Below are 25,237 nucleotides of genomic sequence, written 5' to 3'. Positions count from 1 at the left end.
AGTCCGGCCACAGGTACAGGGCCGGGCGGGTACACACGCGCATCCCGCCGGCCCGGACTGTACACAGGTCGCAGAGGGTCGGTTGTTGCTAACTCACTTCAGAAACAAAGGCCCTTGCGCGCGATGAAGAGAAGGGGTTTCGAATCGTTCCGTGGAATATACACGAACGGCTTGATGGACGCAAAGTCCAAAAATCGGCTCCGCTGAACGGCGGGGGATCGAGGGGCCCATCCCTCAGGTGCTCACCTTCCGGTACTGGCGCACGGCCAGCGTCACGCTGGTGACGGCGAAGGCCACCAGCGCCCAGAACTGCGGCTGCACGTCGGCGAAGCCCGCCCCCTTGAGCAGCACCCGCCGCATGATCTCGATGAAGTAGGCGATGGGGTTGAGCAGGGTCAGCTTCTGGGCCCAGCCCGGCATGCTCTCGATGGGGGTGAAGAGGCCGCTCATCAGGATGAAGACGACCATCAGGAACCACGCGAGGAACATGGCCTGCTGCTGCGTCTCGGTGAACGTCGAGATCCACAGGCCCAGGCCCAGCATGCCCACCAGGTAGACGCCCGTCAGCGCGTAGACGAGCGCCAGGTTGCCGAGCATGGGCACGTGGAAGACGAGGCGGGCCACCACCAGCCCGGCGCTCAGCTCTACGAGCGCCAGGATCCAGAACGGCAGCAGCTTGCCGACGATGAAGTCGCGCTTGCGCAGGGGCGTCACGTTGAGCTGCTCGATGGTGCCGAGCTCTTTCTCCCGCACCACGTTCATGGCGGAGAGGAACGTGCCGATCATGGTCACGAGCAGCACCAGGATGCCGGGGACCATGAAGTAGTGGTAGTTCAGCTCGGGGTTGTACCAGTGGGAGAAGACCACGTCGAGCACGGGGTGGGCCCGGGGGTCGGGAGGCGTCGCGGCGAAAGTCACCTGCAGGTCGCGCGTGTAGTCGCCGAGGATACGGTTGGCGTAGGCCTGCACGACGCCCGCCGTGGCGCCGTCCTGCGCGTCGAGGATGAGCTGCACGGGGGCGGCGCCGTCGCGGCGGAGGTCGCGTTCGAAACCGGCGGGGATCTGAAGGATCATGCGCACGTCGCCGCGCTGCATGGCCTCGTCAGCCGCGGCCGGGTCGTACGTGCGGTGCACCACGGTGAAGTAGCCGCTGGCCTCGAAGCGGGCCACCAGCCGCCGCGCCGTCGGGCTGCCGTCCAGGTCGATCAGGCTCACCGGCGTGTTCTTCACCTCGAACGTGGCCGCGAGCGACAGCACCAGCAGCTGGATGATCGGCATCACGAACAGGATCGGCAGCATCGCCCGGTTGCGGAAGATCTGCAGGAACTCCTTCTGCAAGATGAACAGGATGGTGCGCATGGGATCAGTCCAGGCGGACGCTGAAGTTGCGGACGCTGGCGACGAGGAAGAAGGCGGTCATGCCGGCCAGGATGAGGGTCTCCTGCCAGAGCTCGGCCATCCCCACCCCCTTGATCATGATGCCCCGGACGATGAGGAGGAACCACTTGGCCGGGACGAGGTGGCTGACGCCCTGGAGCAGGGGGGGCATGCTGTCGAGGGGGAAGATGAAGCCGGAGAGGATCACGGTGGGCAGGAGCAACCCGGCCAGCGAGATCATCATGGCCGTCTGCTGGGTGCGGGTGCGGGTGGAGATCAGGATGCCGAGCGAGAGGGCGCAGGCGATGAAGAGGAGGCATTCGAGCACGAGGAGCACCGCGCTCCCGCGCAGGGGCACGCCGAAGACCGTCCGGGCCAGCACCAGGATGACGCTCACGATGGCCAGCGAGAGGAACAGGTAGGGGAGCACCTTGCCCACGATGATCTGCCCCGGCCGCAGCGGCGAGACGAGCAGCACCTCCATCGTCCCGGTCTCCTTCTCACGCGTGATGGTGATGGACGTCATGAGGGCGCAGACGAGCATCAGGATGAGCGCCACGAGGCCGGGGACGAACAGGTAGACGCTCTTCAGCGTCGGGTTGTACCGCATCCGCACCTCGGGCACGATGCGGAGGCCGGGGGGCGGGGCCGCGGCCAGGGATTGGCCTGCCGCCTGCAGGAGGGCGGTGGTGTAGGCCAGGATGGTGTTGGCCGTGTTGGGGTCGGTGGCATCGGTGAGTACCTGCACACGCGCCACGCCGTCGTGCGCCAGCCGGTGCGCGAAGCGGGGCTCGAACAGGATCACCTCTTTGGCCTGCCCCTGCTGGAACACCCGTTCGAGGCCCTCGGCGTGTGTCCGGTACTCCACGCCCTCGAAGTAGGGGGAGGCCAGGAGCCGGCTCGTGAGGGCCTGCGTGACGTGGTCCCCGGCCGGGTCCACGATCACCACACGCACGTCGTTGACCTCGTTCCGGATGGCGAAGCCGAAGAGCACGAGCTGGATCACCGGCATGCCGAAGAGGATCAGCAGCGTCCGCCGGTCGCGGAGGATGTGGTAGAACTCTTTGACGACGAACCCCCGGAACGCGCTCATGGTGTCCCTCCCGTGGTTTCGTGGCCAGCCGGCACGCCACGCGCCAGCTTCAGGAAGACGTCGTTCATCGTCGCGGCGCCGTAGCGGCGTTTGAGCTCGGCCGGCGGCCCCAGCGCCTCGAGGCGGCCGTCGACCATGATGCTCACCCGGTCGCAGTACTCGGCCTCGTCCATGTAGTGGGTGGTGACGAAGACGGTCACGCCCCGGTCGGCGGCCTCGTAGATCAGGTCCCAGAACTGCCGGCGGGTGACGGGGTCCACCCCCCCGGTGGGCTCGTCGAGGAAGACGATGCGGGGGGCGTGGAGGATGGCGACGGAGAAGGCCAGCTTCTGCCGCCACCCGAGCGGGAGGGCGCCGATGCGCTCGTCGCGGACGTGGGTGAGGCCAAGCCGCTCGATGAGGGCCGCCGTCTTCTCCCGGAGGACGCGCGGGGGGAGGCCGTAGATGCCGCCGTAGAAGCGGATATTCTCGCGGACGGTGAGGTCCTCGTAGAGGGAGAAGCGCTGGCTCATGTAGCCGATGTGGCGCTTGATCTGCTCGGCCTGCGTGTACACGTCGAACCCGGCGACGCGGGCCTCGCCGGAGGTGGGCGCCAGCAGGCCGGTGAGCATGCGGATGCACGTCGTCTTGCCGGCGCCGTTGGCCCCCAGGAAGCCGAAGATCTCGCCGCGCTCGACGGTGAAGGTAACCTCTTTCACCGCCACGAAGTCGCCGAAGGCGCGGGTGAGCCGGTGGACCTCAATGATCGCCATGGGCCTCCTCCGTCTGCATGAGTGCCATGAACACGTCTTCGATGGTGGCCCGGATGGGGGTCACCTCGGCGTCGGGGAAGCCGGCGGCGGCGAGGTCGCGGCGGAGCGCCTCGGGGTCGGCCGTGGGGCGGGCGTCGGTGTAGTGGAGGACGTCTCCGAAGGCATAGGCGGTGTGCACGTGGGGGTAGGCGCGGAGAGCCTGCAGGAGGCGGTACCGGTTCTTCCCGCGCACGGCGAAGAGGGGACGGTCATACATCGCCTCGATGCGGGTGGGGGTCTCGACGGTAAGCAGCCGGCCGGCCTGCATCAGCGCCACGCGGTCGCACCGGCGGGCCTCGTCCATGTAGGGGGTGGAGACGACGATGGTGAGGCCCGAGGCCTTCAGGCGGGCGAGCATCTCCCAGAACTCCTGCCGCGAGACGGCGTCGACGCCGGTGGTGGGCTCGTCGAGGAAGAGCACGCGGGGCCGGTGGATGAGGGCGCACGAAAGGGCGAGCTTCTGCTTCATCCCGCCCGAGAGCTTGCCGGCGGGTCGGTCCCGGAACGGCTCGAGCGCCCCGTAGATGCCCTTCACGAGGTCGTAGTTGGCCTCGACGGTGGTGCCGAAGACGGAGGCGAAGAAGCGGAGGTTCTCCTCTACGCTGAGGTCCGGGTAGAGGGAGAAGCGCCCGGGCATGTAGCCGAGGCGGGGCCGCAGCCGCCGGTAGTCTCGCACCACATGGAGGCCGTCGACGTAGGCTTCGCCGGCGTCGGGGAGGAGGAGCGTCACCAGGAGGCGGAAGAGGGTAGTCTTACCCGCCCCGTCAGGGCCGATGAGGCCGAACAGCTCGCCCTCCCGCACGGAGAACGACACGCCGTCAACGGCCTTTACGGCGCCGAAGCTCCGGGCGATCTCCTTGACGACGACGGCATCCATGGGCGTCAGGGCGTGGGGGCGGTGAAACGGACCTCGCCGGGCATGCCGATCTTGAGGGCGCCGTCGGGGTTGGGCACGCGCACGAGGAAGGCGTAGACCAGGTTCACCCGCTCCTCTTTGGTCTGGATGAGCTTGGGGGTGAACTCGGCCTCAGAGGCGATCCACGTCACCTCGCCTTCGAGGGCCCGGTTGGCGGTGGGGCCGTCGTCGATGAGCACGGTGACGCGCTGGCCCAGCCGCAGGTGGGGGAGCTGTGCCCCGCTGACGTAGGCCCGCAGCTCCATCGTGTCGAGGTCGGCAACCTTGTAGAGGGGCCGGCCGGCAGCCGCCAGCTCGTGGGCTTCGGCGTAGGCGACCAGCACGGTTCCGGCGACGGGGTTGACGATGCGGCTCCGCGCCAGCCGGTCGGCCACCTGGTCGAGCTGCACGTCGAGCGCGGCGACCTCGGCCTCGATGGTGGCCGTCTGGGTGCGGACGGACGCGATCTGGGCTTCGAGCACGTCGAGCTGCCCGAGCACGTCGTCGTACTGCTTGCGGGGGGCGGCGTCGCGGGCCAGGAGCCGTTCGAGGCGGGCCTTCTCGGTGAGGGCCACCCGCTGCTGGGCTTCGAGCACGTCGATCTGGGCGCGGACGCCCCGCAGGCGGCTCCGGACGGCCTCGCGCTGGGCCCGGAGCTGCGCCCGCTGCAGGGCCAGCTGGGTGGTGTCCACCAGCCCCACCACGGCGCCGGCGGCCAGGCGCTGCCCCTCTGCCACGTCGAAGCGCATGAGCCGCCCCGACACCTCGGCCGAGACGACGACCTCGGGGGCTTCGAAGTTGCCGTAGGCGTCGGACAGGTGGTCGTTGCCGTTGCAGGCGGCGAGCCCGCCGACGAGGGTGAGCAGGAGCAGGGCCGCACGGGCGGCAGCAAGACGAGGACGTTTCATAGGGCACCGAGGATGGTCAGGTACTGGACGCGGGCCTGCAGGAGCTGGAGCGCGTGGAGGTCGCGGGTGAGGCGGGCCCGGTGTTCGGCGTTGCGTTCGATGAGGAAGTCGGTGGCGGTGATGACGCCGTTCTCCAGGCGCGAGGCCGCCTCGGCGGTGATACGGGCCCGGAGGGCGATGATCTCGTCGTCGCGGGCGAGCAGCTCTTCGAGGCGGGCGACCTCGTGCCGCTGCTCCGTGGCGGCGACGTCGAGCTGGCGGGTGAAGGCAGCCTCCTGCGCGGCGACGAGCTGCTGCTGGAGCGACAGCGCCTCGCGCTCACGGTGGCTGCGGCGCCAGTCCCAGAAGCCCCACTGCATCCGCACGCCCAGCGAATAGAAGGGCTGGAAGGTGTTCTCGAAGAGGTCGTTGCCCGGGGGCCGCCCGTAGGCCGCCTCGGCGAAGGCCGACACGCGGGGGCGGGTCTGCCGCCCGGCCAGCCGCGCCTGCTCCGCCAGGAGGGTGCGCCGCAGGTCGAAGGCGCGGTACTCGGGGCGCCTGCGCGCTTCCGGCACGAGGGCGGCTTCCGGCAGCGACGGCGGCGTGAGAACCACGTCGTCGGGGAGCGGGCGGCCGAGCAGGGTGCCGAGCACGTCCAGCGCCGCTCGCCGCCGGGCCGCCGCCTCGGCCCGCTGCTGTTCGACCCGCAGGAGCTCGACGGTCAGCACGTCCACGTTGGCCGGCGTGCCCACCCCGGCCTCCACCTGCGCGGCCAGCCGGTCGCGCCGCGCCCGCAGGTCCTCGGCCAGCACGGCCAGCGAGGCCGCGTGCGCCTCCTGCACCAGCACGCCGAAGAAGGCGGCGTTGACCTGGTCGCGGAGGCGGTATACGTCCACAACCACCTCCTGCCGGGCCAGGTCCCGCTGAACGTATTCGAGCGCCCGCTGCACAGCCGTCAGCCCGCCGTCGTAGACGAGCTGTTCGACGCCGAGGGCGACGCGGTACTGGTCCTTGCTGACCTCCGGCGGGGCGAAGCCGGGCGCGGCGAGGGGGATGGAGGGGACGTCCGACTGGTAGGTAGCCTGCCCCCGGAGCGCCAGGTCGGGGAGGAAGCGGGTGTTCAGGTTGTGCACGCGCAGGTCGGCCAGGGCCGCATGGAGGGGCAGTTCGGCCTGCCGCGGGTGGTGCGCCGCCGCCTCGCGGTAGGCGTCCTCGAGCCGCAGCGTGTCTGGCGGCGCGGCGATGAGCACGAGGAGAAGGAGGAGCGTCATGGAGCCAGGGCCTGGTGGAGGAAACGAAGCACGTCGTCTTTGCGCCCGGCCAGGAAGGCGCGGTAGGCGTCGTCGTCGAAGCCGGTGACGGCCTGAAGCATGGGCCGGGCGATGAACGGGAAGGCGCACAGGGCGAGCATGTCGGCGAGCAGGTGCGCCGGGGCGACGGGGCGGATCTCCCCCCGGGCCACGGCCGCCTCCACGTCGGCGGCCCAGCGCTCGAACAGCCCCGTCCCCAACCGCGCGGCGAAGGCCTTCAGCCGGTCCGGGTGGTGGTTCAGCTCCTGAAGGATGAACGCCGGGGCATGCGGGTGCGCGGCGATCTGCCGGAGGTACGTCTCCACGAACCGGTCGAGCTTCTCCGGGAAGGGGAGGTCCTCCCGGAGCACGGCCATCACGGGCCCCAGCACCTCTCTGGCCGTGGCCTGGAATACGGCTTCGAAGAGGCTGTCCTTGGTGCGGAAATAATAGTGCAGCATCGACTGGTTGATGCCGGCCCGCCGCGCGATCTCCTGCATGCGCGCCCCGTGATAGCCGCGCTCGTGAAAGATGGCCCGCGCCGCTTCGAAGATCTTCTGTTCGGTGTCCTGTGCCATGCGAGGGCTGGGTTCGTGAGAAGGCATCGACAAGATAATTAAATTGATCAGTTGGTTCAACTGTTTGGTTGATTTTTTTTTCGTGGGGTCTGAGCATGCTATTGTCTTCGGTTACGGGAAGCACCAAACTACCATGACCACACCCTTCACGGCTTCGCCCTTGCCAGCGGGTGGATGGTCCATGGACCCGGCCTGAAGCCCGCGGCTACATGGTCCTCGTAGCCGCACCCTTTACGGGTGCGCTCCTGCCGACGATGGGAGAGGCCCGGGCTAAAGCCCGCGGCTACTGTAGCCGCACCCTTCACGGGTGCGCCTCTGCCGACGATGGGAGAGGCCCGGGCTAAAGCCCGCGGCTACATGGTCCTCGTAGCCGCACCCTTTACGGGTGCGCGCTTTCTGCCCGCCGGATGTCGATCAGGGCTGGAGGGCCTCGTGGAGCGCCTTCAGCAGGCGCCCATCGGCGTCGCCGTGGTGCTCCCAGTACATGACGCCGCCCAGCCCGTGGGCGTGCACGTACGCGGCTTTCTCGCGGAGGGAGGCCTCGTCCTCGTACGAGATGAACACGAGCGAGTCCGGGTGCCAGAGGTAGGGGGCGCGGGCGGCCTCGTCCCAGTGGCGGACGAACCCGTTCCGGTCGATGTACCCGGCGGCGAGGACGTGATACGGGTAGCTCTCGGACGGCCCGTCGTAGGGCTGGTGCAGGCCGTTGCGTTCGGGACGGACGCCCCGCCAACCGCGCCCGTAGAAGGCCGCCCCGAGCACGATCTTGTCGGCGGGGACACCGGCCCGGATCATGGCCTCCACCGCGGCCGCCCCGGACGGCGCCTCGGTGTCTGCGGGCGGGTACAGGTTCGTGTGGTGGCCCGTGCGGGCCGTCCAGGGGCCGTGGAAGTCGTACGTCATCAGGTTGACGAAGTCGAGGTAGGCGGCGGCCGCCCGCATGTCGGTGTGTTCGAGGTAGGTCTCCCCGGCGGCCGCGGCGATGGTCAGCTCGTACGGCCGGTCGGCGGGGCGGCCGTCCTGCCGGGCCTGCGCGTCGAGGTGCTCGCGGAGGGTCTGGAGCAGCAGGGTGAAGTTTTCCCGGTCTTCGGGGCGGTACACGTTGTCCTCGCCGGGCTGCCCCGGGTATTCCCAGTCGATGTCGAGCCCGTCGAGGCGGTGCCGGGTCACGAGGGCCACGGCGCTTCGGGCGAACGTCTGGCGGGATTCCTCGGTGAGGGCGGCGTCGGAGAAGTGTTCGGACCACGTCCATCCGCCCACGGAGAGGAGGATCCGGAGGTGGGGATGGCGGTCGCGGAGGGCCGTCAGGGCGGCGAGGCGGGCCGGGTCCTCGGGGTGTTCGAGCACCACCGCGTCGTCACGCACGTTGGCGAAGGCGTAGTTGACGTGGGTGAGGCGGGCCGCGGCCTCGTCGTCGAGCTGCACGCCGCGGGGGCCGTGGAGGTAGCCCCCGAGCCGGTACGCCGGGGCGGCGGGTTCGGGCGGCGGGGCCTCCTCGCACGCCGCCAGCGGCAGGAGGAGCAGGAGCGGGAGCAGGGAGCGGATCGGTCGCATCGGCGTCACAGCTTGATGAAGAGCCGCCGCCGGTAGAGGAGCCAGCCCAGGAGCATGAAGACGGCCACGTGCGCGAGGGCGAACAGGAGGGAGCCGTTCAGCGGGCCGGCCAGGGGGGCGAACACCTTCTGGTAGAGCCAGGCATAGCCGTTCATCGTCGTGCCGTCGCCGGCGGGCAGGCGCACCCAGCGGATGAGTGCCAGCACCCAGAGGCCCGAGAGGACGTAGAGGAACAGCGGGTTGAGCCCCATCCACCGGAACGGCTCGGCCCACCGGCGCCACCCCTTCACGTCGATCAGCCAGACCGCCCATGCCAGGCCGATCATGGCGATGCCGCCGGTGTAGAGCACGTACGAGCTGGTCCACAGCGGCTTGTTGATGGGAAAGAGCGGGTTCCACACGACCCCCGCCAGCAGGAGGGCCGTCCCGGCCAGGAACAGGTGGAGGAGCGCCTTTTCGAGGGGGGCCGTGGCGCGGAGCGTGCGGCCGGCCAGGTAGCCCAGGACCACCGTCACCGCGGCCGGGATCGTGGCGAGCAGCCCTTCCGGGTCGAAGGGCACGCCGAAGCCCTGGTACAGGTGGTCCGCCCCGAAGATGAACAGGTCGATCTGCCGGGCCAGGTTGGTTTCGAGGGCGTAGGGGTCGGGGCCGCCGCCGGCCCACAGCAGGGCCCAGTAGCCGAGCAGCAGGCCCGCCGAGGTGGCCAGCAGCGCCTTCGGGCGGAGGTAGAGGCAGAGGAGCGACGCCAGTCCGTAGGCCAGGGCGATGCGCTGGAGGACCCCCATGATGCGGAGGGTGCCGTAGTCGCGCACGTAGGGGTGGGCGTTGAGGATCAGCAGCCCCACGGCGAAGATGAGCACCACCCGCCGCGCGATCTTCTTCAGCACGGCCGGCGAGGGGCGATGCTCGAACTTCGAGAACGAGAACCACATCGCCACCCCGACGATGAACAGGAAGAAGGGGAAGATGAGATCGGTGGGCGTGGCGCCGTGCCAGGCGGCATGGCGCAGCGGCGCGTAGACGTGCGCCCAGCTGCCGGGGGTGTTGACCAGGATCATCCCGGCGATGGTCAGCCCGCGGAAGACGTCGAGGGCGTCGTAGCGGCGGGCGAGGAGGGGGGCGGCGTCGGGCGAGGCCACGGGGGTGGCCGGTGCGGTGGCGGTGGGCGAGGTCATGACGCGAGGACGGGGGCCAGTTGCTGCCAGTGGGCTTCGGTGGGGTGTTGCGCTTCGAACAGGGTGATGCCGTCGGCGCCGCCGGCCAGCGCCCCGCGGGCCGCCTCGGCCAGCTCGGCGGGGGAGAGCTCCGGCACGTAGAGGCCGGCATAGAGCGGGATGCGGCCGCCCAGCGCCGCGACACCCTCGCGGGTGGCCTGCTCGATCCACGACACCGGCTCGTTGTAGAAGCTGTGGTAGATCATCGGGTGGACGGCGTCGAGCGGCCAGCGAGGCCAGTCCTGCCGCACCAGCCGCCGGGCAATGGCCGGGGTGGGGAAGACGGCCGCCGAGAGGGCCCGGTCTTTCGCGTGCGCCACGTCCGCCAGCATCGTGACGACCTCGGTGATGCTGTCGTACCGGAAGCGGACCCAGGCCTCGTTCGACGGCGGGTCGTCGAGGTCGAGCGGGTCGAGGCCCGTCTGCGCCTTGAACTTCGCCCGGCAGACGTCGCAGTAGCAGTAGTCGAAGGCCGGATACTCTTTGTCCTGCACCAGCCCGTATGTGTCCCAGAGTGCCACGGGGAGGATGACGTCGGGGAAGCGGATGTAGTCGAGGTGGAGGCTGGCGACGCCGGGCACCTCGCCCATGCGGCCGTAGTGGTCGGCCAGGTGGGCGCGCACGGGCTCCCGGTTCGGGCAGAGGAACTTGTAGTAGGGGACGTACGGCGGATCGGTGGCGGTGGACTGCCCCAGCCGGTTGACGGCGTACCACTCGGGGTGCGCCTCCTCCATGCCGCCCCGCATCATCGTCACGATCCAGGCGTGCGTCTCCAGCCCCTCGGCGGCGGCGGCCTCGGCCACGCGGGCCAGCACGTCGGGCTCGCTCACGTTGGGGAGGAGGGCGTCGATGCCGGCCGCCTTCCACCGGGCGAACTTCGGCTTCCACGGCTCCATCGTCGAGAAGTCGCCGCGGAGCCAGGCGAAGTGCTTGCGCTCGGCGCGAGGGCGCGGTCCCGGCGCGGGCACGCGGCCCGCCGCCAGGCTCATCGCGCCGGCGGCCATCAGGCGGAGGAAGTCCTTGCGGTTCATGAGAGGGTTTCGGGTTGCAGATTGCAAATTGAAGATGGGGCCCGGGGCGTCAGGCACGATGGGTGTGCCGGGGCGGGGAACGGTCAGGGCTTTTCCACCCACACCCGCCCGTCGTGGCGGATGTGGACGGTGGCGCCGTCGAAGCCGGGGGCGGTGATCTCGTACAGGGTCGGGGTGACGTACAGGGTGGGGGTGAAGGTGACGCCTTCGACGCGCAGGGTGTCCGCGCCGAGGGCGGCCAGGTCGTCGGCATAGCGCCCGTGCGTGCGGAAGTGCGCGCGCTGGGCCTCGTGCAGGTGCCGCAGGGCGTCCTTGACCCGCTCGTTGGGGTCGGGGACGAACGGCGTGGTGCCCGTGCCGGCGACGCGGTCAGAGAACAGCACGAAGCCCCAGCGCTCGGGCCGGTGCATGTCGATGACGCCCTGCGGGCTCCACACCCAGTTGTCCTCCGGGAGCGGCCGTCCCGTGGCCGGGTCGGTGCGTTTGACATACTGCCCGTCGACCACGTCGGTGTGCCACTGCACGCGGGAGAAGTTGACGCGCCACGTCTCGCCCGGCTGCGGGGGCCGGTCGCCAGGGGCGGCCTCGCGGAGGGCCTCCCACGGGAGGGCCAGCTCCACGGTCCAGCCCCGGTCGGTGTCGGACGGGTCGTTGAGGGTGCCGTCGAGGTGCAGGCCGAGGCCGAGGCCGCGCACGTCCCAGGCGTCGATGGGCGGGCCGCCGTCGCGGTAGGGGCGCACGAGCAGCAGGTCCCAGACGGTGCCCAGCGCGTTCAGCTCGACCTCATAGTACAGGTGCGTGTCGCCGTCGGGGTCGATGAAGACCTCGAAGTCGTTGTCGTGGAAGATGACGGCGTCGCGTTCGGTGAGGGTGGCCCACAGGTGCGGCTCTTCCAGGGTGGCGGCCACGTAGAAGTAGGCATCGTCCCAGAGCATTTTGGCCCGCGTGCGGAAGCGGGGCGGTGGGCGGCGTTCCCCCTCGATGTCGGTGAAGGCGTCGGTCCACGGGGCGGCCTGCCAGGCGGGTTCGTCGAGGTGGCCGTCGAGGGTGAGGGGGGCGGCGGTGCGGTAGGCGACGTAGTGGCGGGGGACGGGCTGGGCGGCTGCGGGGATGGGGAGCAGGAGCAGGAGGATGAGGAGGGCGGTGGTCCCCGGTGGGCCGCAGGGTTCGGGTGGGCGCATGGTGATGGTTTGCCTGGCGGGGTGTTTCAGGGGTCGATTCCGGCGGTGTCCGGGGTGGCTGCGGCAACGTGGCGGGCGGCGAGGAGGAGGGCGCCGATCAGGGGGGCGTCGCCTTCGAGTTCCGAGTGGGCGATGGGAAGCGGGAAGGGGAGGGTGGCGTCGACCACCTCGCGGATGCGCCCGGCGATCCATTCCTCGTTTCGGGCGATGCTGCCGCCGAGCACCAGGATGTCCGGGTTGAGGAGGGCCCCGATGGCGACGATGGCCTGGGCCAGGTAGTCGGCGGCCCGGCGGACGAGCGTCACCGCCTCCGGGTGGCCTTCCCGGGCCCGGTTGAACACTTCGACGGCCTCGCCGGGGGTGCCGTTGCCGCCGTGCCGGGCGGCCCAGGCGCGTGCCAGTCCCACCCCGCCGGCCGTCAGTTCAAGGCAACCGTTGGGTCGCCAGTCCTTGCCGATGTGGGCCGGTTCGGGCAGGAAAAGGCCGATCTCACCCGCGGCGTACCCGCCTCCCCGCCACAGCCGGCCGTCGAGCACGATGCCGGCCGCCACGCCGGTGCTCACGGTCAGGTAGACGAGCGACCCGGCTTCCCGGCCGGCCCCGTAGGTGTATTCCGCCATGGCCGCCGCGTTGACGTCGTTTTCGATGACGGCCGGCACGCCGAGCCGGTTCTCCAGCAACTGCACCAGCGGCACGTTTTCCCAGCCGAGGTTGGTGGCCTGGCGGACGACCCCTTTTTCGACGTCCGTGATCCCCGGCGCCACACAGCCGATTCCCGCCAGTGTTTCGGGTGAGGCGTTCAGCGCCTTGAGCCCCCGGCCCACCTCGGCCTCGATGAAGGCCACGAACTGCTCGGGGGTGAGTCCCGGCGGGGTTTCCACGCTGTGCCACACCAGCAGCGCCTGTGGCCGGTCCGGGGCGGCGAGTGCATAGCGGATGTTGGTTCCTCCGATGTCGATACCGGCGAGCAGGCGGGCAGGAACGGGAGAAGACATGTGGCTGTGTTCGGAAAGCGGTATGGCGTGGACGGGTGGAGGCTATGGCATCTCGTAGGTGGTGACGAAGGCCTCGGCGGCGTAGAATTCGGGCAGGCCGAGCCGGTTCAGGGCGGCGGCCGTCTCCCGGTTGCGGTCCTTGGCGCGTTCCCAGAACTCGCGTTCGTCGTAGGCACCGGGAAACATGGCGCGGTCCTTCTGGCTTTCGTGCTTGAAGATGGCCTCGATCTTGCGGTCGAGATCGGCCTTCGAGAGCGGGATGAAGATGTCCGTCTTGTCAATCTCCCACTCCTGCCAGGCGCCGCGGTAGAGCCACACGAGCGGGCGTTCCGCCGCCGGCCTGGAGGGACCGGCCTTTTCTTTTTTCTTTCCCTTGCTCGCGGTGCCGTTTTGCGGGGCGTCCTTCGCCTCACCGTCCGGGAGGTCCGCCGGCTGGTTGTAGCGTTCGAGCGCGAGCTGGATGGCGCGGTAGCACATGCGGTGGGTGCCGTGGGGATCCGAGAGGTCGCCGGCGACGAAGACGTGGCTGGGGCGAATTTCGCGGAGCAGTTCGAGCACCACCTGCACGTCCGCCTCGCCGATGGGGGCCTTGCGCACGGTGCCCGTCTTGTAGAAGGGCATGTCGAGGAAGCGGGCATGGCGCTCGTCCAGGCCCATCACCTCGATGGCCGCGACGGCCTCGGCGTAGCGGATGTAGGCTTTGAGTTGCTGGATGGGTTCGAGGTCCACCTCGCCCGGCTTTTTGTTTTTGAGGAAGCGGAGGTAGCGCTCCTTCGTCTTGCGGAAGGCCTCGCGGCCGGCTTCGTCGTTGAAGCCGAGGGCGGGCAGGCTCATCTCCACGAAGCGCAGCATGCGGCGCACGTCGGCGTCGAAGACGGCCACCGAGCCGTTGGTCATGTAGGCGACGGTGACCTCGTTCTCGTTGCGGACGAGCTTGTCGAGCATGCCGCCCATGGAGATGACGTCGTCGTCCGGGTGGGGGCTGAAAACGATGATGCGTTCCTTGCGGGGCAGGCTCTCCGGGTAGCGGATGCGCCGGCGCAGGTCCTCGAAGACCTGCCGGCAGAGGTCGTCCACGTTGCCGTAGGCATGGACGAGGCCCTGGAGGTGGTTCCGGTAGAAGTCGGCGGCCTCGAGGTGCAGGATGGCCTTCCCCAGTTTCTCCGAGAGCCAGATGACGGCCCGTTTGGCCAGTTCGGGCGTCCACGTCACCTCGCGGACGAGCCAGGGGGTCTTGATGCGGGTCAGCTCACCCGCGGCAGCCCGGTCCACGTAGAAGGTGGCGTCGCGATGGCGTTGCAGGAAGGAGGCCGTCACGCGGCGGTTGGGCTCCTCCTCCACGGCCCGGCGCACGATGGAGGCTTTGTGCTCCCCGGTGGCCATCAGGATGATCTCCCGGGCGTCCAGAATGGTTCCAACGCCCATCGTGATGGCCTCCCGCGGCACGTTCTCCTCCCCGAAGAAGTCGCTGGCGGCGTCCTTGCGCGTGATCTCGTCGAGCACGACCAGGCGGGTGCGCGTCTCCGGCCCGGAGCCGGGCTCGTTGAAGCCGATGTGGCCGCTGCGGCCGATGCCCAGCAGCACCAGGTCCAGCCCGCCGGCCTTGGTGATGGCGTGCTCGTACTGCAGGCAGTAGGCCTCGACCTCCTCGCGGGGCAGGTCGCCCCGGGGGATGTGGATGTTTTCCTTCGGGATGTTGACGTGGTCGAAGAAGTGCTCGTGCATGAACCGGTGGTAGCTCTGAAGGCTGTCCGGTTTCATGGGATAGTACTCGTCGAGGTTGAACGTGATGACGTTCGAGAAGTCGAGGCCCTGCTCGCGGTGCATGCGGACGAGTTCTTCGTAGACGCCGATGGGGGTGGAGCCGGTGGGCAGGCCGAGCACGACGTTTTTGCCGACGGCCTGCCGCTCCTCGATCAGGTTGGCGATGCGGCGGGCCACCTGGCGGGCCATCTGGGCGGGGTGTTCGAAGATGAGCACGGGGACGCGTTCGCGGTGGCTGCCGTCGGGCAGTTCGAGCGCGGCGTCGTCGTGTGTGGAGACGGGCAGGGAGGCAGCAGTCGAAACCATGATCGTCGAGGGGTAAGCGGTAGGTCGCAAGGAAAAAAAACGGTACGCCGGGCCTGCCTGTTTCGGCCGGGGCGGGGCCCGGCGTATCGTCCTGGCGGGAGAGGCGGGGTGGGAGCACCGGAGGCGGGTGGGCCGTCTCCGGCCTCGCCGCGTCTCCGCCGGGCAGGACACAGTTTGCGTGGATATATGATAGGGGTGTCGTCCGGCGCGAAACAACATCGCGCGGGAATTAGGAATCGCTTCCACGTCGATATGGAACCGATTCCATACGGGCAAGGCGTCCCGGCCTTTCCTATTTTCCCGCACGCCTTGCCCTCGCCGGCTGTGCCGTTTTCCGTTTCGTGCAACGCAACCAGGCCCGTTCTATGCAACTCGGCACGATTGACTGGGTCATCATGGCCGCCTTTTTCGCGCTCTCCCTGGGCATCGGTCTGGCCGTCTCCGGCCGCTCGGGCCGCAACTTCAGCAGCTTTTTCCTGGCCGGGCGCGACATGCCGTGGTGGCTGCTCGGTGTCTCGATGGTCGCCACGACGTTTTCGACCGATACCCCGAACCTGGTCACCGACCTCGTCCGCACCCATGGCATCTTCGGGAACTGGACGTGGTGGGCGTTCCTGCTGACGGGGATGCTCACGGTTTTTCTTTATGCCAAGCTCTGGCGCCGGTCCGAGGTGCTGACCGACGTGGAGTTCTACGAGATCCGGTATTCGGGCCGGCTGGCGGCGTTTCTGCGGGGCTTCCGGGCGGTCTATCTGGGGATCGTTTTCAACATCCTCATCATGGCCTCGGTGACGCTGGCGGCCATCAAGATCGGGGGGGTGATGATGGGGTGGACGCCCGTCGAGACGGTGGTGGTGGCGGCCACGGTCACGATGATCTACAGCGCCCTGGGCGGGCTGCGGGGCGTGGTGCTGACGGACCTGGTGCAGTTCGCGCTGGCTATGGCCGGCTCCATCGGGGCGGCGATCTATGTGCTGAACATGCCGGAGGTGGGGGGGCTGGGCAACCTGCTGGCGCACGAGAACGTGCGCGGGGCGCTGGCTTTCTGGCCCTCGTTCGAGACGATGACGTGGCAGGAGATGCTGCCGGTGTTCGTCATCCCGCTGGCGGTGCAGTGGTGGGCGGCGTACTATCCGGGGTCGGAGCCGGGGGGCGGCGGCTACGTGGTGCAGCGGATGCTCTCGGCCCGGAACGAGCGCCATGCCGTCGGGGCCACGCTGCTGTTCAACGCGCTGCACTATGCGCTCCGGCCCTGGCCGTGGATCCTGGTGGCGCTGGCGTCGCTGGTGGTCTTTCCCGAGCTCTCCATGATGGCCGAGCGCTTTCCGAGCCTCTCTGACCAGGTGATCCGGAACGACCTGGGCTACCCGGCCATGCTGTCTTTCCTGCCTTCCGGGCTGCTGGGGCTCGTGGTCACGTCGCTGGCGGCCGCCTACATGTCGACGATGTCCACGCAGGTCAACTGGGGCTCCTCGATCGTCGTCAACGACGTGTACTACCGGTTCATCAACCCGCAGGCCACGGAGCGGCAGCAGGTGTGGGTCGGGCGCCTGGCGACGGTGGTGCTGATGGGGGTGGCCTGCACGCTGGCCCTCTTCCTCGAAAACGCCCTGCAGGTCTTCAACATCGTCGTGCAGATCGGCGCGGGCACCGGGCTGTTGTTCATTCTCCGGTGGTTCTGGTGGCGGATCAACGCGGCCTCGGAACTGACGGCGATGGTCGTCTCGTTCGTCGTGGCGGTGTACTTTCAGGTGGCCGGGCGGCTGGACTGGCCGGGCGGTAGCCTGGCGGACTGGGAGCGGCTGCTGGTCATCGTGGCGGTGACGACGGCCGCCTGGGTGGCCGTGGCCTATCTGACCCCGGCCACCGACCCGGCGGTCTTGCGCGACTTCTACCGCCGCATCCGGCCGGGTGGACCGGGCTGGCGGCCGGTGCTGGAGGCGGCCCGGCAGGACGGCCGGCCCGTGCCCGCGGCGGCGTCCGACCTGCCCCACGGCCTGGCCGCAGCCGCCTGCGGCGCCCTCGGCATCTACAGCGTCCTCTTTGCCACCGGGTTCTTCCTCTACGGTCGCCTCGGCCTGGGGACCTTCTTCGCCCTCACGGCCGGCGTGGCCCTCTTTGCGCTGCTCCGCCTCTGGCCGCGTCTCCGGTTCGAATAGCTTCGGATCACGCGCCTGCTGCCCGCGAGGGGTTGTGAGGCCTCGTCGCAGAGGAGACGGTGTCAGGTGGTGCGGAGGTGGGCGCCGCACGTCTCCCGGACGACCAGCTTCACCGGCAGGTTCTGGTGGATGACCCCGGTGCGTTGTCCCTCGATCAGGTCGATGATGACGTTGGCGGCCTGCTCGCCTTTTTCGTAGACCGGCTGGTGCACGGTCGTCAGCGGGGGGATGGTGAAGCGGGCGGTGGGCAGGTCGTCGAAGCCGACGATGGCCACGTCTTCGGGCACGCGCAGGCCGGCTTCGTGGAGGGCCAGGATGGCGCCGGTCGCCTTGGCGTCGCTCGTGCAGAAGACGGCCTCGGGCACGTCGCCCCGTTCGATCCACCGTTGCATGATGGCATAGCCGCTCTGGTGCGAGTAGTCCCCGATGGCCGTGTAGGCGGGCGGTACCGACAGCCCGGCGTCGGCGAGGGCTTTCAGAAAGCCATTGCGCCGGTCATCGGATTCCGGCATCTCGGCCGGGCCCAGCATGAGGCCGATGCGCCGGTAGCCCAACCCGACGAGGTGGCTTCCGGCCTGGTAGGCCCCGTCGAAGTTGTCCGCGTCGATGGAGTTGAGGTCCGGGAAGTTGGGGTCGTGGCCGATGAGGACGATCGGGGTGGCGCTGGCCTGCAGGGCCTCGGCCACGAAGCGGGTCACGTCGCGGGCGATGAGGATGAAGCCGTCGAAGGCGTGGCCGGTGAGGATACGCTCGTTGATGGCGCTCTCCATGTCCGCCGAGACCATGGAGATCGAGACGTAGTAGCCACGCTGGATGCTCTGTTCGGACAGCCCCAGGAGGACGAGCGGCCAGTAGCCCGTCGCCAGGACGTCGTTGCGGCGGCGCGGGGCCAGCACGCACAGTTCGTACGTCCGGTCCGTCACCAGGCTGCGGGCCACCGAGCTGGGCCGGTAGTTGTATTCCTCGATGACCTTCATCACCCGCGCCCGTGCTTCCTTGCTCACGTTCGGATGGTTGTTCAACACCCGTGACACAACCGAGCGCGAGACATACGCCAGCCTGGCCACCTCATCGATGGTGATCTTCTTCGTCATAACCTCCGGCTGCTTCAGGAATAGGCGGTGTGTTGCGTGGGTCTGAATACGAACCAGCCGGCCGTTCGATTCGCCGTGCATCGAACCGAACGCGGCCTGGGCGACGGTCAAAATACGGGTTTTCGCCCGGCGAGAAAATGGCGTAAGGAAGGGACAGGGGCGGAGAGACGGGGCCTCAGCCGGTGCCGAGGATGCGGCGCACGGCGGCTTTCCCGGCGGGCCGGCACGCGAGCTCGGACCGTGTTGCCATCAGCTCCTGCATCTTGGGGAGGCTTGCGGGTGGAATGGGAAGAGTGGGTACCGCAGCCGGTTGCCTTCCTGGATCAGTAGCGTCGAACCCCGCCACGGTGACAGGCTGTGTTACCCGTCCGGGCGGTCCTGGACGGGTGCGGTTTGAGGGGAGGATCTCCCGGATTCAGCCGGGGGAGCAGGTAAGATTCCGGGATTCGAATGGACTCCGGGACTACAGGGCCAGGGTGAGCTGGGCCGCCTCGTCCGTGAACGTGGCGCCTTCGTGGCGCAGGAGCCACCGCTTCCGCCACAGGCCGCCGCCGTAGCCGGTCAGCGAGCCGTCGGTGCCGATGATGCGGTGGCAGGGGATGAGCAGGGCGATGGGGTTAGCCCCGTTGGCCCGGGCGACGGCGCGGACGGCGCCCGCACGGCCGAGCTGCCGGGCCAGCGCGCCGTAGGAGCACGTCCGGCCGTAGGGAACGGACCGGAGTGCCGCCCACACCGCCCGTTGAAACGGCGTGCCCCGTTCCAGCACCGGCACCGTGAAGGTGCGCAGGCGGCCGGCGAAGTAGGCGTCCAGCTCCGCCGCCAGCCGCGTGTGGAGGGCCGAGAGGCCGGCGACGAAGGCGGCGTTCCACCGGCTGGCCAGGCGGGTCAGCTGTCTCGACAGCCGGGGCAGATCCGCGTATTCGAGCAGGCACACGCCTTCCCCGGTCGTTCCGGCGAGCAGAGGACCGAGCGGGGTTGCGATCGGGTGCAGATAGATCTTCACATCGTGGCCGGTATCCGGGACTTGCTTCACCAGCCGTTGGATCATCTCTTCGAGCACTTCCGGGCTCGTAAAGGTGGATTCTTTTTCGGGAGGTTGAGGCAGCGCGGGCATGGGCTCCGGGTACGGCTCGTGGTGGCGTCGGATCGCGTCTCTCAAAGGTACATGCGCGCACCGGGACATGCCACCCGGGCGAACCGCTTTCTTACGCCTGTGCCATGACCTCCGGTGCGGCGAGGCCCTCGGCCTTGAGGTAGGCGTACGGGTCGTGGTGGAGGGCGCCCTCAGCGAAAAACGGTCGTCCGGGGCGGAAGGGCCGCGTGTGCTCGAACCAAGCAGGGGCTCCGGCATACAACCCGACGATCTTCCCGTGGAACAGAGCCGCGAAACGATACGGCTGGTCTACCTGGATAATGAAGCAGATCCTGGATATACCGCAAGACATTCTCGATTCGGCCCGCATGACCGTTGCGGAGCTGAAGATAGAACTGGCTGTGCATCTGTACGAGCAGGGACGTCTCTCGCTCGGAAAGGCATGTGAGTTGGCCGAGATGTCGCTATGGCAGTTCCGGCAACTTCTGGCCGCTCGACGCATTGCCCCACATTATGATGTGGACGACCTGGCCGGGGACATCACTACGTTGCAAGCTCTGGGGCGCTTGTGATTGTCGTCAGCGACACCTCTCCGCTTACCAATCTCGCAGCCATCGGACAGTTTGATCTGCTCCGGCATCTCTACGATCGTATCCACATTCCCCGTGGTGTCTGGGAAGAACTCAATGCCTTCGGTACATCCTGGCCTGGAAGCCGTGAAGTGGCTGCGGCGACCTGGTGGAACAACACACCGTGCGAGACACCCGGCTCGTCACCGTTTTGCAACGCGATCTGGGGCGTGGTGAAGCCGAGGCCATCGCCCTGGCCCTGGAGCGGAACGCGGATCTGGTCCTGCTGGACGAGCGGGAGGGACGCCGGGCTGCACGACGGCTGGGCCTGTCGGTGACGGGCGTGCTGGGCCTTTTGGTGGAAGCCAAAGCGAAGGGCCACGTTGCGACCCTCCGCCCGCTCGTCGACGCCTTGAGACAGGTGGCCGGTTTCTATGTGCATGACGAGGTGTACCGGGCGGTGCTCCGGCAGGTCGGGGAATAAGAAACTATCTCAAAAGCCGGAGTTGAAGGGGTCTTCCCCTTGCACACCTTGACCTCGTATACGGATGAGCCATCCCCAAGAGAACCCGCTGCCAACCATCTGGCGCGTGCCTGATGAACTCTGGCACACCATCGAAGCCCTCCTCCTTGAACTCGACCCACCCGCCCGCACCGGACGCCCGCGCATCGACCAACGCGCCGCCCTCGACGGCATCATCTACCGCCTGCGCACCGGATGCCAGTGGAACCAACTGCCCAAAGCCTTCGGCGACGACGCCTCGGTCCATCGCACGATGCAGCGCTGGGTCGATCGCCAGGTCTTCCCCGCCATCTGGGCCCATCTTGTAAAGGCCTGCGACGAACTCGGGGGCGTCGACTACGCGTGGCAAGCAGCCGATGGCGCCATGGGAAAGCCCGTTTCGGTGGGGACGCGACGGGCCCCAACCCCACCGATCGGGGCAAAAAGGGCGTCAAACGCTCGATTTTAGTTGAAGCCGACGGCGGCCCCCTTTCCGTGGTGATCGACGGAGCCAACCGCCATGACACGAAGTTGTTGGCAGCAACGCTCGAGGCGATGGTTGTCGAACGCCCTGAGCCGAGCCGGGCGCAACCGCAGCACTTGTGCCTCGACAAAGGCTATGACAACCCGACCGGGCATGAGACGGTAGCGCGTTTCGGCTACATAGGCCACATCCGCCGCATCGGGGAGGAAAAGCTCGACGAGAACCAGGAGAAGACCTACCCGGCACGGCGCTGGGTGGTTGAGCGGACGCTGTCGTGGTTGTCCAAGTGTCGGGGTCTGTTGGTGCGCTATGAGAAGAAGGCGCAGAACTTCTTGGCGCTGTTGCAACTGGCCTGCGGGTTGTTGTGGTATCGGCGACTCTACAGGCTCAAGTCCGTTTTGAGATAGTTTCTAAGGCACATCGGTCGACGAAGATCTTCGTCGCCGTCACGCCTGTGCCATGACCTCCGGTGCGGCGAGGCCCTCGGCCTTGAGGTAGGCGTACGGGTCGTGGTGGAGGGCGCCTTCGGGTCTGAACGGTCGTCCGGGGTGAACGGGTCGCTATGCGGAACCACCGGGACGACGGATGCGCGTATGTTGTTCGTCCGCGACGACGAGACACCCTTTCAGGTTTTCGAGGACATGTTCGCGGAGCACACGGGTCAACACGACGGCCACCGCGTCTCGGCTCCGGTTGGACGGACGGAGCAAGAGGATACCGGCATGGGTACCCGGCGGGAAACGCCGAACGTCCGAGAAGTCGAGGTCAAGGGTGATAAAGAAACGTTGATCGGCACAGACGCGCTGCCACACCACGTCGTCGTGTGCGCCGGAGAGTCCCTGATCCGTTATGCGGTCCGCCTCATAGCCTGCCTGCCGTAGCAGGTGCACATGCCTACGCCCCAGGTTTTCATCCAGCTTCACGCTAACGGGGCTCATCGCAGCGGAATCAATTCCTCTTCGCGGGCCAGCATGGCGGCGTAGGCCATGGCTGCGGCCACGTCGTCGCGGGTCAGCGGGGGATATTCATCCACGATTTCTTCCGGCGTCAGCCCGGCGGCCAGGTTGTCCAGCACGACGGAAACCATGATCCTGGTGCCCTTGATACAGGGCTTGCCATGACAGATGCCAGGATCCGAGACGATATGATCTTGCCAGGAAATCATGGGGGAGCGAGACAGGCGGATACGGACGAGTGAAACGGTTTTATCGCCATCAGGTTGCCGTGTCTGGGTGCCGGCACCCGAACGGGGTTTCACGCCTGCGCCATGACCTCCGGTGCGGCGAGGCCCTCGGCCTTGAGGTAGGCGTACGGGTCGTGGTGGAGGGCGCCCTCGGGGAGCCAGTCCCACAGCCACCCCAGGTCGTGGCGGATCTGCTCGACGAAGAACGGCGGGATCTCGGTGGTCTCCTGCTCGAAGAAGGCGCGGAAGGCGCGGTCCTCGTCGAGCAGGCGGCGCACCGTCTTGAAGTACCGGATCTTGCCCCACCCCTCGAAGGTGACCGCGCGGACGACGTTCATCAGCTTCGGGATCCAGCCCCGGTTGGCCCGCAGCCGGTTCGCGATGGCGCGGCGCGAGAACGAGTGCGCGTGCAGGTCGATCATCCGGTCGTAGAACTCCGGCCAGGTATAATTCCTGGGCCGGACGTTCATGGCGCCGTTGTTGTTGAGGAAATGGAAGGGGAAGGGGATGACGCGGTCCTGCCGCTGGTATTCGAGGTTGAGGGGGGCGCTGCGGCCGAAGGCGGTGAGCATCGAGTAGGCCGGGAAGGCGCCGGGGGCCGCGTCGAGGAAGCGCTTGGTCAGTTCGAAGGGGGCGTCGCCCTCGTCGGTGTCGAGTCCCAGGACGAAGTTGGCCTGCAGGTAGGGCAGGTGCCGGAGGATCATGTTGACCTGCTCGGCCACCCGGTCGACCTTCTCCTGGCCCTGCGTTCGGCCCGTCTTGGTCTTGTAGCCCATGTCGAACCACGACTCGATGCCGGGCAGGATGGCGCGAAAGCCGTTTTTCTGGAGCCGCTTCACGTTGGGTTCGGAGAGCAGGGAGAGGGTGCTCTCGGCGATGAACTCGACGCTGCCGGGCGGTACGGCTTCCTCGATGGCGTCCAGGTAGTCGTTGAAGCGGACGCCGAAGTTGGGGTCGTGCCAGCCGACGATGGGCCGCTCCATCTGCTCGCGGACGAAGCGCAGGTCAGCCTTCATCTCGTCGAAGTCGAGGGGCTGGTAGGGCACCACGGCGTCGACGCAGAAGCTGCACGTGTAGGGGCAGCCCAGGCTGCCGATCATGGGCACCACCTTGATCAGCGGGGCCTTTTCGAGCAGGCGGCGGATGTGAGGCCAGCGCTCGCGCACGCTCGGCAGGGAGGCGGGTTGGCGGGGCGCCGAGAGGTAGCGCCCCCGGGGCCGGTGGGGCGCGCATTCCTGCACCACCTCTTCGATGAGCGCCCGGTCGGTGAAACCGAGGACGTAGTCGAAGTACCGGCAGGCGTCTTCGGGGTAACAGCGGGCGTGCGGACCGCCGAGGACGGTCACGGCGCCCTTTGCGCGATAGTAATTGCTCAGCGCGTAGGCGACCTGGGCCGACTGCGTGAAGGCGCCGATGATGACGAGGTCGAGGTCGTCCGGGAGCGGCTCGGTGAGCGGGTGGGGGCCGTTGTGGTAGGTGATGGCGACGTCGTGGCCGAGCTGCTCGCACCACACGGCCACGCACTGCGGCATGATGCTCGCCAGGTTGGCCCGCATGATGCGCCCGTACCAGTTCTGATGACCCGTCCGGGAGACGATCTCCAGGATGCCGATGGAACGTTTGCGCATGGCATCGTGAGGCGAAGTGAGAAGACGGTGGTGCCTCGCCCGCACGACGGAGAGCCGGATGCGCCGGCCCGCAAGGCGAAGATTCACGGGCCAGTATACGAAACGGACGGCCTGTATTTCAAAAAAACGGTGAAGCGAGTGCCGGACGGAGACGCGCGTGCCTGTTTCCTGTCCACACCGGCGAACCAGGCTCCGGTCCGGTCTCAACCGATCCGGTCGAAGCCGGTGTAGGGCTGCAGGGCGTCGGGGATGTGGATGGTGCCGTCGGGCTGCTGGTAGTGCTCGAGGAGGGCCGCCACGACGCGGGGGAAGGCCAGGCCGCTGCCGTTGAGCGTGTGCAGCACCACCGGCTTGCCGCCGCCGGCCGGGCGGTAGCGGATCTGCATGCGCCGTGCCTGGAACGCCTCGAAGTTGGAGACGGAGGAGACCTCCAGCCAGCGTTGCTGGCCGGCGCTCCAGACCTCCAGGTCGTACTTCTTCGCCTGCGTGAAGCCCATGTCGCCGGTGCACATGAGCAGGCGGCGGTAGGGAAGCCCGAGCCGGCGGAGGACCCGCTCGGCGTCCTCGCGCAGCGCTTCGAGCGCCTCGTAGCTCTGTTCGGGATGGACGAACTGGACGAGTTCCACCTTGTCGAACTGGTGGAGGCGGTTGAGGCCGCGCACGTCCTTGCCGTAGGAGCCGGCCTCCCGCCGGAAGCACGGCGTGTAGGCGCAGAACCGGACCGGCAGGTCGGCCTCGTCGAGGATCTCGCCCCGGAAGAAGTTGGTCACCGGCACCTCGGCGGTGGGGATCAGGTAGAGGCCGTCACGCGGGACCTCGTACATCAGGTCCTCCTTGTCGGGGAGTTGTCCCGTGCCGGTGGCGCTGTCCGCGTTGACCACGTAGGGGGGCTGGATCTCGGTATAGCCGCCCTCGCGCACGGCCAGGTCCAGGAAGAAGTTGAGGAGGGCGCGCTGGAGGCGGGCCCCGGCGCCCACGTAGAACGGGAAGCCAGCGCCGGTCACCTTCGCGCCGCGCTCGAAGTCGATCAGGTGGTGCCGGTCGGCCAGCTCCCAGTGGGGCAGCGGCTCGAAGTCGAAGGCGGGTGGCGTGCCTTCCTCGTGTACGACGACGTTGTCTTCCGGGCTGTGGCCCACGGGCACGCTCGGGTGCGGCACGTTGGGGAGTTCCAGGAGCAGCCGTTCGAGCCGGGCCTCGGCCGCCCGCATCTCCTCGTCGAGCGCCTTGATCCGCTCCTTCATCTGCCCCGTCTCGGCGATGATCGCCTGCGCCTCTTCCCGCCGGCCCGCTTTCATGAGCGTGCCGATCTCCTTCGAACGCGTGTTGACGTGGTGCTGCAATTCCTGCAGTTCGGTCTGGAGTGCGCGGCGGCGTTCGTCGGCCGCCAGCACGGCGTCGACCGTCTTGACGTCGCCGGCCCGTTTGTCCCGGATGGCCTGGCGCACGCGCTCGGGGTGCTCGCGGATGAAGTGGAGGTCCAGCATGGTGGTCGGGATCAGGGTGGGGCGGGCAGGGCGCACCCGCGGCTCGTTCGAGCCGAAAAAAAGCAAAACCGCCCGAAAGCGGCAGG

22 protein-coding genes and 1 pseudogene are annotated in these 25,237 nt (G+C 68.3%); 4 read left to right on the top strand and 19 right to left on the bottom strand.

The annotated features are described in order from the left end of the window. Positions 1 to 234 precede the first annotated feature (234 nt). The 13 genes from GQ464_RS05085 to nagB all read right to left on the bottom strand — a co-directional run bounded on the left by GQ464_RS05085 (position 235) and on the right by nagB (position 14,955). The gene (locus GQ464_RS05085; protein WP_166979981.1) at positions 235 to 1,359 is read right to left on the bottom strand and encodes an ABC transporter permease; all 1,125 of its coding nucleotides are present in this window, start codon (positions 1,357 to 1,359) and stop codon (positions 235 to 237) included. A 4-nt stretch (positions 1,360 to 1,363) separates the two neighbouring features. After that, positions 1,364 to 2,470: an ABC transporter permease gene (locus tag GQ464_RS05080; RefSeq protein ID WP_166979977.1), complete on the bottom strand. Its 1,107-nt coding sequence runs from the start codon at positions 2,468 to 2,470 to the stop codon at positions 1,364 to 1,366. After that, a complete protein-coding gene (locus GQ464_RS05075) occupies positions 2,467 to 3,222 on the bottom strand; it encodes an ABC transporter ATP-binding protein (protein WP_166979975.1) in 756 nt (251 codons plus the stop codon). Before GQ464_RS05075 ends, GQ464_RS05080 begins: the two co-directional genes overlap by 4 nt. Further along, positions 3,209 to 4,138: an ABC transporter ATP-binding protein gene (locus GQ464_RS05070; RefSeq protein ID WP_166979973.1), complete on the bottom strand. Its 930-nt coding sequence runs from the start codon at positions 4,136 to 4,138 to the stop codon at positions 3,209 to 3,211. Before GQ464_RS05070 ends, GQ464_RS05075 begins: the two co-directional genes overlap by 14 nt. A gap of 5 nt (positions 4,139 to 4,143) precedes the next feature. Beyond that, positions 4,144 to 5,064: an HlyD family secretion protein gene (locus tag GQ464_RS05065; RefSeq protein ID WP_166979971.1), complete on the bottom strand. Its 921-nt coding sequence runs from the start codon at positions 5,062 to 5,064 to the stop codon at positions 4,144 to 4,146. Then, positions 5,061 to 6,314, bottom strand: coding sequence for a TolC family protein (locus GQ464_RS05060; RefSeq protein WP_166979969.1), 1,254 nt, complete (start codon positions 6,312 to 6,314; stop codon positions 5,061 to 5,063). The genes GQ464_RS05065 and GQ464_RS05060 overlap by 4 nt, the downstream gene beginning before the upstream one ends. Continuing rightward, positions 6,311 to 6,910 carry a TetR/AcrR family transcriptional regulator gene (locus GQ464_RS05055; protein WP_166979967.1) on the bottom strand — a complete coding sequence of 200 codons (600 nt, stop codon included), beginning with the start codon at positions 6,908 to 6,910 and terminating at the stop codon, positions 6,311 to 6,313. Before GQ464_RS05055 ends, GQ464_RS05060 begins: the two co-directional genes overlap by 4 nt. Before the next feature lie 414 nt (positions 6,911 to 7,324). Beyond that, entirely contained in the window at positions 7,325 to 8,464 is a 1,140-nt protein-coding gene (locus GQ464_RS05050; protein WP_166979965.1) for a glycoside hydrolase family 18 protein, read from the bottom strand. Between the two features lie 5 nt (positions 8,465 to 8,469). After that, on the bottom strand, positions 8,470 to 9,639 hold the full coding sequence (locus tag GQ464_RS05045; protein ID WP_166979963.1) for an acyltransferase family protein: 1,170 nt from the start codon (positions 9,637 to 9,639) through the stop codon (positions 8,470 to 8,472). After that, entirely contained in the window at positions 9,636 to 10,709 is a 1,074-nt protein-coding gene (locus GQ464_RS05040; protein ID WP_166979961.1) for a glycoside hydrolase family protein, read from the bottom strand. Before GQ464_RS05040 ends, GQ464_RS05045 begins: the two co-directional genes overlap by 4 nt. Positions 10,710 to 10,792: 83 nt before the next feature. After that, complete coding sequence (locus tag GQ464_RS05035) at positions 10,793 to 11,890, bottom strand: carbohydrate-binding family 9-like protein (RefSeq protein ID WP_166979959.1); 1,098 nt, start codon at positions 11,888 to 11,890, stop codon at positions 10,793 to 10,795. A gap of 26 nt (positions 11,891 to 11,916) precedes the next feature. Then, entirely contained in the window at positions 11,917 to 12,885 is a 969-nt protein-coding gene (locus tag GQ464_RS05030; protein WP_166979957.1) for an ROK family protein, read from the bottom strand. Between the two features lie 42 nt (positions 12,886 to 12,927). Continuing rightward, entirely contained in the window at positions 12,928 to 14,955 is a 2,028-nt protein-coding gene (gene nagB / locus GQ464_RS05025) for a glucosamine-6-phosphate deaminase (RefSeq protein ID WP_228350614.1), read from the bottom strand. Positions 14,956 to 15,320: 365 nt separating this feature from the next. Between nagB and GQ464_RS05020 the strand changes: the two genes are divergently transcribed. After that, positions 15,321 to 17,114 carry a sodium:solute symporter family protein gene (locus GQ464_RS05020; RefSeq protein WP_228350613.1) on the top strand — a complete coding sequence of 598 codons (1,794 nt, stop codon included), beginning with the start codon at positions 15,321 to 15,323 and terminating at the stop codon, positions 17,112 to 17,114. A 62-nt stretch (positions 17,115 to 17,176) separates the two neighbouring features. Here the strand turns inward: GQ464_RS05020 and GQ464_RS05015 are convergent, their stop codons facing one another. Continuing rightward, entirely contained in the window at positions 17,177 to 18,208 is a 1,032-nt protein-coding gene (locus GQ464_RS05015) for a LacI family DNA-binding transcriptional regulator (protein WP_166979463.1), read from the bottom strand. Between the two features lie 463 nt (positions 18,209 to 18,671). Next, the gene (locus GQ464_RS18835) at positions 18,672 to 19,322 is read right to left on the bottom strand and encodes a methylated-DNA--[protein]-cysteine S-methyltransferase (RefSeq protein WP_272493455.1); all 651 of its coding nucleotides are present in this window, start codon (positions 19,320 to 19,322) and stop codon (positions 18,672 to 18,674) included. Between the two features lie 299 nt (positions 19,323 to 19,621). Between GQ464_RS18835 and GQ464_RS05005 the strand changes: the two genes are divergently transcribed. The 3 genes and pseudogenes from GQ464_RS05005 (at position 19,622) to GQ464_RS04995 (ending at position 21,263) form a co-directional block, all read left to right on the top strand. Next, positions 19,622 to 19,873 (top strand): UPF0175 family protein, encoded by a 252-nt coding sequence (locus GQ464_RS05005; protein ID WP_166979465.1) that lies wholly within the window; start codon positions 19,622 to 19,624, stop codon positions 19,871 to 19,873. Beyond that, positions 19,870 to 20,354: pseudogene (locus GQ464_RS19280) on the top strand (PIN domain-containing protein). Before GQ464_RS05005 ends, GQ464_RS19280 begins: the two are co-directional and overlap by 4 nt. Before the next feature lie 64 nt (positions 20,355 to 20,418). Next, a protein-coding gene (locus GQ464_RS04995) for an IS5 family transposase (protein ID WP_166979467.1) occupies positions 20,419 to 21,263 on the top strand; the annotation gives its coding sequence in 2 pieces (ribosomal slippage) (positions 20,419 to 20,761 and positions 20,761 to 21,263; 846 coding nt in all). A gap of 153 nt (positions 21,264 to 21,416) precedes the next feature. On the opposite strand, the gene GQ464_RS19155 is transcribed toward GQ464_RS04995, so the two are convergent. The 4 genes from GQ464_RS19155 to serS all read right to left on the bottom strand — a co-directional run bounded on the left by GQ464_RS19155 (position 21,417) and on the right by serS (position 25,151). Then, positions 21,417 to 21,794, bottom strand: coding sequence for a DUF5615 family PIN-like protein (locus GQ464_RS19155; RefSeq protein ID WP_166979469.1), 378 nt, complete (start codon positions 21,792 to 21,794; stop codon positions 21,417 to 21,419). Next, complete coding sequence (locus GQ464_RS04985) at positions 21,791 to 22,021, bottom strand: DUF433 domain-containing protein (RefSeq protein ID WP_166979471.1); 231 nt, start codon at positions 22,019 to 22,021, stop codon at positions 21,791 to 21,793. Before GQ464_RS04985 ends, GQ464_RS19155 begins: the two co-directional genes overlap by 4 nt. 89 nt (positions 22,022 to 22,110) lie before the next feature. Beyond that, entirely contained in the window at positions 22,111 to 23,667 is a 1,557-nt protein-coding gene (locus GQ464_RS04980; protein ID WP_166979473.1) for a B12-binding domain-containing radical SAM protein, read from the bottom strand. A gap of 203 nt (positions 23,668 to 23,870) precedes the next feature. Next, positions 23,871 to 25,151 carry a serine--tRNA ligase gene (gene serS, locus GQ464_RS04975; protein ID WP_166979532.1) on the bottom strand — a complete coding sequence of 427 codons (1,281 nt, stop codon included), beginning with the start codon at positions 25,149 to 25,151 and terminating at the stop codon, positions 23,871 to 23,873. Between the last annotated feature and the right edge of the window lie 86 nt (positions 25,152 to 25,237).

Source organism: Rhodocaloribacter litoris, assembly GCF_011682235.2.
Lineage (GTDB): Bacteria > Bacteroidota > Rhodothermia > Rhodothermales > ISCAR-4553 > Rhodocaloribacter > Rhodocaloribacter litoris.
The sequence above is the reverse complement of the archived record's forward strand: the minus strand, read 5'-3'. Positions and strand labels throughout refer to the sequence as shown.

What these genes read in the sequence shown, in the direction of transcription:
- GQ464_RS04985 (WP_166979471.1), bottom strand. Translation starts at nt 22,021, where the DNA reads ATGATTTCCTGGCAAGATCATATCGTCTCGGATCCTGGCATCTGTCAT.
- GQ464_RS05060 (WP_166979969.1), bottom strand. Translation starts at nt 6,314, where the DNA reads ATGACGCTCCTCCTTCTCCTCGTGCTCATCGCCGCGCCGCCAGACACG.
- GQ464_RS05085 (WP_166979981.1), bottom strand. Translation starts at nt 1,359, where the DNA reads ATGCGCACCATCCTGTTCATCTTGCAGAAGGAGTTCCTGCAGATCTTC.
- GQ464_RS05050 (WP_166979965.1), bottom strand. Translation starts at nt 8,464, where the DNA reads ATGCGACCGATCCGCTCCCTGCTCCCGCTCCTGCTCCTCCTGCCGCTG.
- GQ464_RS04980 (WP_166979473.1), bottom strand. Translation starts at nt 23,667, where the DNA reads ATGCGCAAACGTTCCATCGGCATCCTGGAGATCGTCTCCCGGACGGGT.
- GQ464_RS05015 (WP_166979463.1), bottom strand. Translation starts at nt 18,208, where the DNA reads ATGACGAAGAAGATCACCATCGATGAGGTGGCCAGGCTGGCGTATGTC.
- GQ464_RS05030 (WP_166979957.1), bottom strand. Translation starts at nt 12,885, where the DNA reads ATGTCTTCTCCCGTTCCTGCCCGCCTGCTCGCCGGTATCGACATCGGA.
- GQ464_RS05065 (WP_166979971.1), bottom strand. Translation starts at nt 5,064, where the DNA reads ATGAAACGTCCTCGTCTTGCTGCCGCCCGTGCGGCCCTGCTCCTGCTC.
- GQ464_RS05040 (WP_166979961.1), bottom strand. Translation starts at nt 10,709, where the DNA reads ATGAACCGCAAGGACTTCCTCCGCCTGATGGCCGCCGGCGCGATGAGC.
- serS (WP_166979532.1), bottom strand. Translation starts at nt 25,151, where the DNA reads ATGCTGGACCTCCACTTCATCCGCGAGCACCCCGAGCGCGTGCGCCAG.
- GQ464_RS05020 (WP_228350613.1), top strand. Translation starts at nt 15,321, where the DNA reads ATGCAACTCGGCACGATTGACTGGGTCATCATGGCCGCCTTTTTCGCG.
- GQ464_RS05005 (WP_166979465.1), top strand. Translation starts at nt 19,622, where the DNA reads ATGAAGCAGATCCTGGATATACCGCAAGACATTCTCGATTCGGCCCGC.
- nagB (WP_228350614.1), bottom strand. Translation starts at nt 14,955, where the DNA reads ATGGTTTCGACTGCTGCCTCCCTGCCCGTCTCCACACACGACGACGCC.
- GQ464_RS05055 (WP_166979967.1), bottom strand. Translation starts at nt 6,910, where the DNA reads ATGGCACAGGACACCGAACAGAAGATCTTCGAAGCGGCGCGGGCCATC.
- GQ464_RS19155 (WP_166979469.1), bottom strand. Translation starts at nt 21,794, where the DNA reads ATGAGCCCCGTTAGCGTGAAGCTGGATGAAAACCTGGGGCGTAGGCAT.
- GQ464_RS05035 (WP_166979959.1), bottom strand. Translation starts at nt 11,890, where the DNA reads ATGCGCCCACCCGAACCCTGCGGCCCACCGGGGACCACCGCCCTCCTC.
- GQ464_RS05080 (WP_166979977.1), bottom strand. Translation starts at nt 2,470, where the DNA reads ATGAGCGCGTTCCGGGGGTTCGTCGTCAAAGAGTTCTACCACATCCTC.
- GQ464_RS05070 (WP_166979973.1), bottom strand. Translation starts at nt 4,138, where the DNA reads ATGGATGCCGTCGTCGTCAAGGAGATCGCCCGGAGCTTCGGCGCCGTA.
- GQ464_RS05045 (WP_166979963.1), bottom strand. Translation starts at nt 9,639, where the DNA reads ATGACCTCGCCCACCGCCACCGCACCGGCCACCCCCGTGGCCTCGCCC.
- GQ464_RS18835 (WP_272493455.1), bottom strand. Translation starts at nt 19,322, where the DNA reads ATGCCCGCGCTGCCTCAACCTCCCGAAAAAGAATCCACCTTTACGAGC.
- GQ464_RS05075 (WP_166979975.1), bottom strand. Translation starts at nt 3,222, where the DNA reads ATGGCGATCATTGAGGTCCACCGGCTCACCCGCGCCTTCGGCGACTTC.